This window comes from Comamonas odontotermitis, assembly GCF_040396735.1.
In the GTDB taxonomy this organism is placed as follows: domain Bacteria; phylum Pseudomonadota; class Gammaproteobacteria; order Burkholderiales; family Burkholderiaceae_C; genus Comamonas; species Comamonas odontotermitis_C.
In genome coordinates this window covers 1-11534 of record NZ_JBEBNZ010000052.1, presented here as the reverse complement: position 1 = coordinate 11534, position 11534 = coordinate 1, and the positions used below count along the sequence as shown (strand labels likewise).

The 11534-nt window shown below is 60.1% G+C and carries 11 protein-coding genes; 3 read left to right on the top strand and 8 right to left on the bottom strand.

The genetic code is table 11. The features are described 5' to 3' along the window. Positions 1-81: 81 nt before the first annotated feature. From ACH2DG_RS20520 to ACH2DG_RS20510, 3 genes are all read right to left on the bottom strand, one after another. Positions 82-723, bottom strand: a complete 642-nt coding sequence (locus ACH2DG_RS20520; protein WP_395028423.1) for an amino acid ABC transporter permease — start codon at positions 721-723, stop codon at positions 82-84. Positions 724-734: 11 nt separating this feature from the next. Then, entirely contained in the window at positions 735-1406 is a 672-nt protein-coding gene (locus ACH2DG_RS20515; protein WP_395028421.1) for an amino acid ABC transporter permease, read from the bottom strand. A gap of 115 nt (positions 1407-1521) precedes the next feature. Further along, complete coding sequence (locus tag ACH2DG_RS20510) at positions 1522-2589, bottom strand: LacI family DNA-binding transcriptional regulator (RefSeq protein WP_395028419.1); 1068 nt, start codon at positions 2587-2589, stop codon at positions 1522-1524. Between the two features lie 588 nt (positions 2590-3177). On the opposite strand from ACH2DG_RS20510, the gene ACH2DG_RS20505 reads away from it, so the two are divergent. After that, positions 3178-4602: a S1 family peptidase gene (locus ACH2DG_RS20505; RefSeq protein ID WP_395028418.1), complete on the top strand. Its 1425-nt coding sequence runs from the start codon at positions 3178-3180 to the stop codon at positions 4600-4602. Positions 4603-5220: 618 nt separating this feature from the next. On the opposite strand, the gene ACH2DG_RS20500 is transcribed toward ACH2DG_RS20505, so the two are convergent. After that, the gene (locus ACH2DG_RS20500) at positions 5221-6201 is read right to left on the bottom strand and encodes a LysR family transcriptional regulator (protein ID WP_395028416.1); all 981 of its coding nucleotides are present in this window, start codon (positions 6199-6201) and stop codon (positions 5221-5223) included. A gap of 132 nt (positions 6202-6333) precedes the next feature. Here ACH2DG_RS20500 and ACH2DG_RS20495 point away from each other — a divergent pair, with 132 nt between their 5' ends. Both ACH2DG_RS20495 and ACH2DG_RS20490 read left to right on the top strand, forming a co-directional pair. Then, a complete protein-coding gene (locus ACH2DG_RS20495; protein WP_395028415.1) occupies positions 6334-6882 on the top strand; it encodes a cysteine hydrolase family protein in 549 nt (182 codons plus the stop codon). Between the two features lie 142 nt (positions 6883-7024). Next, a complete protein-coding gene (locus ACH2DG_RS20490) occupies positions 7025-7891 on the top strand; it encodes a methylglyoxal synthase (protein WP_395028413.1) in 867 nt (288 codons plus the stop codon). A 19-nt stretch (positions 7892-7910) separates the two neighbouring features. Here ACH2DG_RS20490 and ACH2DG_RS20485 read toward each other — a convergent pair whose 3' ends face one another. The 4 genes from ACH2DG_RS20485 to ACH2DG_RS20470 form a co-directional block, all read right to left on the bottom strand. After that, a complete protein-coding gene (locus ACH2DG_RS20485; RefSeq protein ID WP_395028411.1) occupies positions 7911-8312 on the bottom strand; it encodes a VOC family protein in 402 nt (133 codons plus the stop codon). A gap of 21 nt (positions 8313-8333) precedes the next feature. Further along, complete coding sequence (locus ACH2DG_RS20480) at positions 8334-9272, bottom strand: alpha/beta hydrolase (RefSeq protein ID WP_395028410.1); 939 nt, start codon at positions 9270-9272, stop codon at positions 8334-8336. Between the two features lie 44 nt (positions 9273-9316). Next, the gene (locus ACH2DG_RS20475) at positions 9317-10798 is read right to left on the bottom strand and encodes a flavin-containing monooxygenase (RefSeq protein WP_395028408.1); all 1482 of its coding nucleotides are present in this window, start codon (positions 10796-10798) and stop codon (positions 9317-9319) included. A 203-nt stretch (positions 10799-11001) separates the two neighbouring features. Beyond that, the coding region (locus tag ACH2DG_RS20470; protein ID WP_395028406.1) for an alkaline phosphatase D family protein at positions 11002-11534 on the bottom strand (533 nt) is incomplete at its 5' end.

The following is an 11534-nucleotide window of genomic DNA, read 5'->3' as shown; positions in this document are numbered from 1 at the left end:
GCGGGACGCCGAGCAAGGGCCGCCCCGCAGCGAGGGCGTCGTCCCCTTGAGGGGAAGGCGCGTAGCGACTCAGGGGGGAGTTCATCTTGCTTGGCGCTTTTCCAGGCGGCCAGCCCACAGCGACAGTGGCCAGCACAGAATGAAATAGACGGCGCCCACGACACCGAACACCACCATCGGCTGGAAGGTGGCGTTATTGATAATCTGGCCGGCGCGCGTCACCTCGGTAAAGCCGATGATGGCGGCGAGCGACGTGCCTTTGATGATCTGCACCAGATAGCCCACGGTGGGCGCCACGGCAATCTTCATGGCCTGCGGCAACACCACGGCGCGCATGCGCCAGTAGTACGACAGGGACAGCGCATCGGCCGCTTCCCACTGGCCGCGCGGCACAGCCTGGATGCAGCCGCGCCAGATTTCGCCCAGGAACGCGCCGCTGTTGAGAATCAGCGCGGCGGCAGCTGCCACCCAGGGATTGATCTCAAAACCCAGGATCGGCGCACCGAAGAACACCAGAAACAGCTGCAGCAGCAGCGGTGTGCCCTGAAAAATCTGCGTGAAGAACGTGGCGACGCCGCGCGCCAGCCGATTGTCAGACGTGCGCGAGAGCGCCACGACAAGGCCCACGAGCGCCCCTCCGATGAAGGCGATGGCAGACAGCGCAACCGTCCACTTGGCCGCTTCCACGATGAACCACAGCTCGGACCAACCAAAAGTACGCATGTTTGTTCTCCTCAGCGGCGGTCGGGGTAGTTCAGGAACATCTGGTAGATGAGCTTGAACAGCAGGTTGAAGGCCAGCGACAGCGCCAGATAGATGATGGCGACGACGATGTACACCTCGAAGCTGCGGAAGGTTTCGGACTGGATGTTGGCGGCGACGGAGGTCAGGTCATCCGCCGAGATCACCGACACCACGGCCGAGCTCAGCATCAGCAAAATGAACTGGCTGGTGAGCGCTGGGTAGATCGTCTTGAGCGCGGGCTTCAAGATGACAAAGCGAAAAATCTCCCAGCGCTTCAAATCCAGCGCTAGGCCTGCCTCGATCTGCCCCTTGGGAATCGACTCGATACCGGCGCGGATGATCTCGGTGGCGTATGCGCCCAGGTTCACCACCATCGCCACGAGCGCGGCGGTCTGCGGCGACCAGCGCAGGCCGATGGTGGGCAGCGCAAAGAAGAAGAAAAACAGCTGCACCAGAAACGGCGTGTTGCGGATCAGCTCGATATAGGCGTTGATCACAAAGCGCAGCGGCGCCGGGCCCGAAGTCTTGCCCCAGGCGCAGACGATGGCGACCACGAGGCCCATGGCCATGGCCAGAAAGGACAACTGGATCGTGACCCAGGTGCCCTGCAAAAGCTGGGGCCAGGCGGCCAGCACCTGGTCGAATTGGAACGTGTAGTTCATGGCGATGCGACGCTTTGAAACCGGTTTCAGTGAGCAGAGTGTAATCGCGGGTTACGGTTTGGTTACTAGGGTTTCCCCTAGAATGCCTCGTAACAGTTTCAGGATTTGATAAAAATCAACGTCTTGGAGATGCGGTAGAGCCGCGCGCGATGATGGTGCCCGGTAACTCGATCTTCCTCGCCGGGATGTGCTTGCCCTGAATGCGCTCGATCAGGCACTGGGCGGCGGCCTGGCCCAGCGCATCGGTCGGCTGGGCCACCGTGGTGAGGCCCGGGCCCACTAGCGCGGCCCAGTCGGTTTCGTCAATGCCGATCACGCCCAGCTCCTGCCCGGGCACCCAGCCCAGGGCCTGGATGGCGCTGGCCGCCCGCAGGCTGGCAACGCCATTGCCGGCCAGCACGGCAGGCTTGCGGCCTGCCTGCACGGCGGCCTTCTGCCATTGCGCCAGCTGCTGCTGCAGTTGCTGGCCATTGTGGGCCGTGCTCTCCCACACCGATCCCTGCAGTACCTTGCTATGGCTTAAATAGCGCAAAAACGCTTCTTGGCGGGCAGTACGGGAGCTGACGCCTGCAATCGGCTCGGTCACCAGCAAAACCTCGTCAAAACCCTGGGCCTGCAGATGGTCGAGCGCGAGCTGGATGACGCCGGGGTTGTCTACCGTTACGAAATCGGCGTCCATGCCTTCCATGAAGCGATCCACCAGCACGATGGGCTTGCCGTGCAACTGCGCGTCGTGCCACAACTGGGCGCTGGTCTCGACGCGGTTGAGGATCATGCCGTCGAGCTGGTAGGCCGACAGCGCGTGCATGGCATCGCGCTCGCGGCCAGCCTCGTTGCCCAGGTTGAACAGCACCAGCAGGTAGCCCGCGGCCTGGCAGGCCTTCTCGGCCCCCTGCAGCACCGCCACGGAGAACGGGTTGGTGACATCGGCCACCGCCAACCCGATGAGGCGCGTGCGCCCATGCTTGAGCGCCTGCGCCATGGGGCTGGGCCGGTAATTGAGCTGGGCAATCGCCTGCTGCACGCGCTCGGCCATGTCGGGTGCCAGGATGTCAGTGCGGCCATTGAGGTAGCGCGACACCGAAGCCTTGGAGACCTGCGCCGCCTGCGCCACATCGGCAATCGTGGCACGGGCCTTGGGGCGGGGCGGAGGCGAAGCGGGGCGTTGCACGGAATCAGACACAGCGGTATCCAAAAAAACCATAGCTGCCAGCGCGCATCCTTATTGAATTTAAAGCCAGAAAACAGCCAAAACCCAACACCAGCAAGCGCCAACAGCTCCTAGATTGATAAACGGCCAAAACCCCGAAAAGGGACGGAGGGGCAACGGTGTATGCCTCGGCTGCGATGGTAGCGCTGAATAGGGGGCTCGGGGAGCTGCGCGCGCATCAAAAGGGACGGGGTTTCATTGGTTTTGCCAAGTCCATCATAGGTATAGGCTCATGTGCGGGCCATTGTTGGCTTTGACAGAGGGCGGCTTGCGACAGCAGGTTGCAGTCAGGTGTGGACACCTTCGTGCGCAGGGGAAAGATCAATAAGAGGCGTCGAGTATGGCCCGACAGTGCCAGTTTGCGATTCTATAGAATCAATAAAAATCATACCTATGTAAGCCAAAGGGAAGAATCTGATAATTCAGGATCGCATCCCTATAAATATTTTTCGCATGTGCATGCGATCCATCAACAAAAAATATGATCACACCCCCAGATATGATAGGGGAATGGTAAATTGAAGTTGGCTTTTTAAGAAGCTACAACTTGGGAGATGATAAATGTTCAAAAAAAGTATTGTTTTGAGTTCCGTTGCTTTTTTGATTAGCGGCATTGTAAATGCACAAGGTATTTCAACCTATCCACCAGGAAGCCCTCTATACGAGGCCGTTAAAGAAAATCTCTTACGAAACGGAAATAAAGAAATTTCAGATGAGCAAATTATCAAGCATATAAATGCATCTACCGAAATTGTCGAGATAAATAACGAGTTATCCGAATATTTTTCAGATCGCCTTTTAGAGTCATCGCTAGACAATTCCAGTGCAGGGGTGCCTAGACTTAAAATATACGTAAAAAACTTAACCTCGGGCGACATCAGGCATATTTATTCGATAAAAAAATATGAAATGGTCCAGCTGGAAAACAATAGATTTAACAAAAATGAAGTAAGCGAAATCAATAAAATAATTGCTGAAACCCTCATTAAAAAGGAGCGGCTGGCCAAATCAGTCCGCAGTGGCTATTACGAACCTGAAACTGATAATTTTGTCGTGAAGATAGCTATCGATGACACATCGGAATTCAGAGAAGAATTAAAGTCAATTCAAAATAAACATAAAATTAATATAAAATTCTTGAAAGATGAAGCGGATGCTCTCACTATACAACAACAAGACACCAAGGCCATAAAAAAAAACGAAGATGAGGCATTGGGATATCTTAAGCTTGGCGGCGTGGATGTTACGGGGGGGTTGCCAATTTCTAAGGGTAGTGGGCCCAATTGCACAATCGGGTTTTCAATCATAAATGCCAATGGGACCAACGGATTTCTAACTGCCGGTCATTGTGTTAATGCGGGGGATAGTGTTCGTCTCTTTGCGCAGTCATCATTATCCTACGTGCCGATTGGAGTAACTGGATTCAGCTCAAATGGCTGGGGTAATGGAAATGATTATGCTCGAGTCACGATGCAGCCAGGAGTCACCTACCTTCCTTACGTTACCAGATATGGAAACTCAGGAAAATTCAACACTTACTACGACTACGCCTGGGGACGGTACAACAAGCCGATTAGAATCATAGTTTCTCCGATTAAAAATAATCAAATGTGCAAGACCGGTTTTCCGTCAGGGGAAACCTGTGGAACTATTACTAATCCATCCACATGGGCACAAGTATCGAGCAGCTGGGGAATACCCTCAATCATATACAATATAATTGAAACAAATGCGTGTGCCATCGTAGGAGACTCCGGTGGACCTGCATACGATTTAAATGCCTCCGGAGCTCTAGGTATTGTGATTGCAGGCAGTTCAGCACATGGCGGTGTTTGCAAGAGTGGAGCTGTGGTCGGCGGAGGAAGTAATAAAACTATATTGGTGCCAATCTGGACTGCACTCACTCAGCTTGGTGTTAATTTGATGCTGCACACTGGCCCCGCCACATACTCGGAAAATTGCAGCGCACCTCTCTGCATGAAATAGGCTTTAATTCAAATATCGGTCACTCACTAAATAAGTAGAATTTGGTGGGTCATACTAGTAAGATCAGTACATAAATACCGAATGGGGCTCCCAAATTTTAAATTGGGAGCTCTTTCTATTTCTGGCTGCAGGCCTGGCTGCTGTCGATTGCATTCTGTCAACTCAGCAGGGTCAATGACTGGTGCTACCAAAAGCTGTCATCGGAGTGATTCGTTCTTGTAGGCTACTCTACGTCTCGAAGCAGCCATTGGACTCTGACACAGGCCAAGGGACCGCTTTCACGTTTGAACTGGTGCTATTGACCCAGAGCCGACACTGGGCTTATACCCAGAAGCATTCTTTGATTCGCAACATGGCTTGATCTAAGCCAGCACCATGTCTCTGGAGAGACTAATACCTGGTTGTAGACAGACGGCGGATGCTTCCTAGATTTCTCGGGATTTTCGCACTTGGCGGCCAAACGCCCCCACCCGTTGCAGTCCAAGATGTGCAATCAGCCTGTGGATAATTTTGTGCAATGTTCGGGCCGTTGCGGGATCAACTCCCTTTGATCTCCCTCGGAGAAAAAAATACACACCGGGAAGCGCACTTCTGTGGATAAGTTAATTTGATAGCAGCTTACGCAGGTGTTGTGTGGGCCTGGAGCAGGCAGTCGATAAAGGCCTGCGCCACGCGGCTGGGGGCGGGCGAGAGGCGCCACATGGCGACGAATTGGCACTGGTAGTGGAAGCGGTCGGGGCCCACGGCCTGCATCAGGCCCTGCTCTTCAAACCGGGCGGCGTAGTGGTCGGGCAGAAAGCCCAGAAAGCACCCGGACAGAATCAGGGTTGCAATCGATTCCTGGTCAAAACCCGTGGCTGCGCGGGGCAGGCGCACGCTGTGCGAGAGCTCCATGTTGGGCGAGTGGTAGCCCAGCCCGGCAAAGGGGTAGTGGCGCAGGGCCTCCCAGTCGAGGCTGTCGTGGGGCTTGTGCCACAGGTCATGCCCGGCGGCGCAGTACAGCTGCATGGTTTCGCCAAACAGGTCGCGGTACACCAGGCTGGCCGAGCTGCGGTGCGCGGGGATGATGCCAACATGAAAGCGCCCGTCCATCAGCCCGCGCTCGATGGCGTTGATGGAGCTGACATGCAGCTGCAGGTTCACATCGGGCGCCACGGTACGAAACCGGGCAATTGCGCGGTGAATCTGCGCCTGCGGGTTGCTCACCGTCTTGTCGAACACGGCGATTTCCAGGTTGCCGCCCATGCGCGCGTGGATGTCGTCGATGCGGCTGCGAAACAGATCGACCCCGCCGAGCAGCTGCAAGGTGGCCTCGTAGACCTGGTGGCCCTCCGGCGTCAGCGCAAAGCCCGCGCGCCCGCGTCTGCACAGCACCATGCCAAGCCGGGTCTCCAGGTCTTTCATGTGGCGGCTGAGGGTGGAGGTGCCGATGTTCAGCTCCAGCTCGGCGGCCGACATGCCGCCGCATTCCACCACGCTTTTGAAGACCTGCAGCAGGCGCAGATCCATGTCGCTGAGCTGCCCGAGCACCGCCCGCGCGCGACGCGCTGCAGCCGGTGGATGGGGCAGAGTGGCGGAAACAAGGGGTTTGGCGACCATGTGCATAGCTTAGCGGCTTTGCCGCAGGGGCAACAGCTTGGGTGCAGGCCCGCGTCCATCCCATCTGGCGAGGGGTTTACGGAGGATCCCTAGAATCCAGGCTGGTTGTGCCACTCACCCGCAGGAATGCCCATGTCTCGTACCGCCGTTCTCGTCATTGATGTGCAGCAAGGGCTGTGCGAAGGCCCTGGGGCTGCCTGGGATTGCGCAGGGCTGATTGCCCGTATCAACCAAGTGACCGCAGCGGCGCGGGCGGCAGGCATGCCCGTCATCTGGGTGCAGCACGCAGAGCCGGGGCTTGAACCCGGCACGCCCGGCTGGCAGCTGGCGCAGGGCCTGCAGGTGGAGGGCGCCGATCTGCGCAGCAACAAGACCACGGGCGATGCCTTCTGGAAAACCGATCTGCTGCCCACGTTGCAGGGCCTGGGTGTGCAGGAGCTGGTGATTTGCGGCATGCACACCGAGTACTGCGTGGATGTAACCACCCGCGCCGCGCTGCGCCACGGCTACCCGGTGGTGCTGGTGGAAGACGCACACGCCACCTGTGGCAATGCCGCCGTTACCCCGCAACAGGTGATTGCGCACCACAACATCACCCTCAGCACCACCAGCAGTTTTGGCCCGCGTGCGCGCCTGCAGACGGCGCAGCAATGGGCGGATGGTGCAGCCAGTAATCGATAAAAATGCCTTTGGCGCAAGCTGGTTAAGCGCATACAGCTATTGATTCAATAGTGTTGGGGCGCCTGTCCGCTGTTGCCGTCACAGCCCTGGCATGGTTTTGGCGCTATGCTTTCCCCTCACTTGCCACACCACGGGACTGACCATGCTTTTGGGCCTTGCTGCCAACCGTTTGCACCACCGCAGCGATGATGCGGCGCTGTTCACCTTTCTGCGCGCTTGCGAACAAGGCATCCGCGAGCTGAATATCGGCTTTCATGCCGTGGGCCGCACCTATGACGCGATTGCCGCTGCCGAGATGCTCAAGGGCCACAAAGGCCTGGTGCGCTACCCCTACGGGCGCGAAGGCGGGCTGATGAAGCTGGTGGCCGAAGTGGTGGGCATGCCCGGCGAAGGCCGGGTGCTGGACGGTGCCATCTACCTGACCGATCCGGTCGATCCTTCCTCCATCTTCCCCGAGGCGCTGGCGCTCAAGCGCCAGTGCGTGATCCACGGCAAGCCATTTATTTCGACGGTGGCGAGTGCGCGCGATTGGGTGGAGATGGAGCGCATCCACGCCGGTCTGCCGCGCGACCGCCATGCAGACAACCTACACAGCTATGCATCGCAGACCCTGGCGCTGATTGCCCACGATGCGATGAAGCCCGCCATGCTGGCGTTTGCGGCGGCGAATTTCGAGCTGCTTTCGCGCTACAGCCGCCGCGTAGGCACGGGCACCACGGGCCAAAAGCTCAACGAAATGGCCTGGAGCAAAGGCTGGCCCGCCGGCACACCCTGGGTGGACCGCTACAACAGCGGCCCGCTGGGGGGCGACGCGCAGATTGCCGATCTGGTGCTGGAAGGCCGCTGCCAGCGCGCCATCTTTTTTGAAGACCCACATGTGGCCCGCCAGCATGAGGCCGACATCCAGCTGCTGGAGCGTGCGGTGACGACCAAGACGCTCGATGTGGTGTGCATGACCTCGCCCGCTGTAGTGCAGCGCTGGTGTGATGCCGCCGTCAGGCGGGCGTAGCCTCTTGGATTAGCGGCTTTCAGTCCACTTCGTTGGACACCTCGATCAGGTTCTCATCGGGGTCGTAGAAATAGACGGATTGCAGCACTGCCTGTGCGCCCGTGGCACGCACCGGCCCCTGCACGACGGCAATCTGTTCGCGCTGCAGGTGCGCGATGAAATCGGCCAGCGGCATGCGGGTGAGAAAGCACAGATCGGCAGAACCTGGAGTGGCATGCTTCACGTTCGGGTCGACCACTCTACCGACCTCGTGCAGGTTGATCTTTTGCCTGCCAAAGTGCAGCGCGTGGCGGCCGGGCTTGAACTCTCTCGCCCTCATGCCCAGAACCCGTTCGTAAAAGGCAATGCTGCGCGGGATGCTGTGCACGGTGAGCACCAGGTGGTCGATGGCGTCGACCAGGGTTTCGGTGGTGGGGGGCATTCGGTTTTTTCTGGGGTTCACTCAGGGCCGCAACATGTGGCCAAACTGCGCGGTGCTTTCATCGATGGCCTGTTGCGCGCCCGTAGACCAGCGGCCCATGTCAAAGAATGCATGGATCATGCCGTCGTAGCGCCGCGTGTCCACGGGAACACCGGCAACCTGCAGGGCGCGGCCATAGGCTTCGCCCTCATCGCGCAGCGGATCGTATTCGGCAGTCACGATGAGAGCAGGCGGCAGGCCCGACAGATCTCTTGCCTGCAGCGGAAACAGGCGCGCATCGCCGCTGCTGGTGCTGCCCCCGGCATAGTGGCCGTAGAACCATTCCATACTGCGTTTTTCGAGCAGGTAGCCGGTGCCGTTCTCGTCGATGGAGCGGTGGCCTGCCTGCAGATGGTCGAGCGCCGGGTAGATCAGGAACTGGGCCTGCAGTGCGGGCGCTGTGCCGCGCAACAACTGGCAGACGGCGGCTGCGAGGTTGCCGCCTGCACTGTCGCCCGCTATGCCCACGGCACGGGTGCCGCCCAGGCCAGCAGTCTGGGCCTGTATCCACCGCGTGGCGGCCACGGCATCTTCCACCGCTGCGGGAAAGGGGTGCTCCGGCGCCAGGCGGTAGTCCACCGAGACGACCACGGCAACGCTGCCCTTGCAGAGCGAGCGGCAGATGTTGTCGTGGGTGTCCAGATCGCCAATCACCCAGCCGCCTCCGTGGAAGTACGCAATGGTCGGAAAAGGCCCGGTGCCTGCGGGGCGATAGATGCGGGCCTTCAGGATACCCGCCGGCCCGGGGATGTGGATGTCCTCCACCCGGGAGACGGGCACGGTCTGCTCGGGCGTGCGGGTGCCATGGGTGAAGGCGAGGTAGCTGTCGCGGCCTTCCTGCGGCGTGCCTTCCCACCGGGGTTTGGCATTGGCGTCCTTGACCATCTGCACGATGGCGGCAATTCCGGGTTCGAGGGGCATGGCTGGGGTGTCCTTGTCGGCGGTGGCGGGGGGAGCGCAGAGGTTCAGCGGTAGACGAGCACGTCTTCGTGCAGGCTGACCTGGGGCAGGGTGTCGCGGTCCTGGTCGTAGTCGTGCAGGTGCGTCCAGGGTTCGCGGTCTCCGCTGCGGTGCATGAGATGCTGCGAGCGCGTGATGTAGCCGGGGTTGAAGTTGCTGGCATCGCACCAGGGCTGCAGCGCCATGTCTGCATCCTGCGGGCGCAGGGTGGCGGTGACCGAGCGCTTGCCCGTCTGGTCGAGGTGCGCGAGCATGCGGCATACCCAGTCGCTCACCAGTTCGACCCGCAAGGTCCAGCCAAAGCGGAAGTAGCCCATCACATAGGCCATGTTGGGCAGGCCATTGATCATGACGCCCCGGTACGGCACGCGCTGGCTGAAATCGACCCGCTCGCCGTCGACGGTGAAAGGCACATCGTCAAACAGCTTGAGGTTGAAGCCCGTGGCGCTGACGACGATGTCGGCATCGAGCCGCTCGCCCGATGTGAGCACGATGCCCCGGGCGTCGAAATTCTCGATGCCATCGGTCACCACCGAGGCCTTGCCGCTGTTGATGGCGTCGAACATGTCGCCGTCGGGCACCACGGCGATGCGCTGCTGCCAGGGGCGGTAGGCCGGGTTGAAATGCTTATCCACATCAAAGCCGTCGGGCAGGCGTGCGCGGATGTCATCGAGCAGGCGCTTGCGCAGGGCCTCGGGGTCTTCCTTGCCCATGTGCGCAAACTTGGTCGATTGGGAGATGTGGGCGCGGCGCAGGATCTCGTGCACCCACTCGTCGGGGAGATCCAGCTCGCGCAGCGGCGCCTCCAGCGGGTGGCTGCGCGGGCGCGAGAGGAAGAAGGTCGGTGTGCGCTGCAGCATGGTGACATGGCCTGCATCGGGCGCCATGGCTGGAATCAGCGTGGCCGCCGTCGCCCCCGAGCCGATCACCACGACGCGCTTGCCATGGTAGTCCAGGTCCTGCGGCCACAGCTGCGGGTGCACGATCCGGCCCTGGAAGTTCTCCAGCCCCGGCCAGTGCGGGGTGAAAGGCTTTTCATGGTCGTAATAGCCCTGGCACAGCCAGAGGAACCGGGTGGTGATGGTTTTTTCGGCGCCGCTGTCCAGCAGCCGCACCGTCACCGTCCACTGCTGCTCCTGCGTGGACCAGCTGGCGGCGGTCATCTGGTGCTGGTAGCGGATATAGGGCGCCAGCTGGTTCTCTTCGATGACATCGGTCAAGTACTTGCGGATTTCGTCGGCGGTGGCAATGGCCGTGCCGCGCCAGGGCTTGAAGCGGTAGCCGTAGGTGAAGAGGTCGCTGTCCGAGCGTGCGCCCGGGTAGCGGTGCGTCCACCAGGTGCCGCCGTGGCCGGGGTTGCGTTCAAGCACGGCAAAGCTGCGCCCGGGGTGCTGTTCCTTCAGGTGGTAGGCCGAGCCGATGCCTGAAACGCCGGCGCCGATGATGAGCACATCCACATGTTCGGACGTGTGCTGCGCAGTTGCCATGGACTTGTCTCCTGTGCGGGGATGCTGACGAGAATAGAGACGGTCAGGCGCGGCGCTTGTCGTTTGAGCGACTGGCGGGCTGACGCGCAGGCGGCAGTCGTGCAAGTTGTGCCAGTGGTGACGGCGGCGTAAAAGGAAAAGCCGCAGCGCCCATGGCATCTGCGGCTTTCCTGGAAGGCGTGTCGGTAGTGGGCGGGCGGCGCTCAGGCCTGCTGCGGCTCCAGCGTCTTGGTATAGAGCGAGGCGCCGTTCAAATCCTTGAGCACCACGGTGAGCGCACGGCTCCTGTGGTCGATATCGAGCTGGCCGAAGAACTGGTAGCCCTCACTCGGGGCTGAATTGGCCTTGGGCGGTGCCTTGTGGAAGACGACATCAAGGCCGAAGGTCTTGTCCGCCTCGTTCGGCCCAAAGCCGCCTGCATTGAGGGGGCCGGAGACGAATTCCCAGAACGGCGCAAAATCCTTGAACTGCGCGCGCTCGGGGCTGTAGTGGTGGGCGGCGGTGTAGTGCACATCGGCCGTGAGCCACACCACGTTGTGGATGCCTGCGTCCTTGATGCCCTTCAAGAGGCGCGCCATCTCCAGCTCGCGCCCCTTGGGCACGCCGTGCTCGCCGTTGGCAATCGCCTCCCACTGGTCGCGGCCTTCGGCGTCCTTGCCATCAGGCACGAACAGGCCGATGGGCATGTCGGCGGCAATCAGCTTCCAGGTGGCGGTGCTGGCCTTGAGGCCCGCCA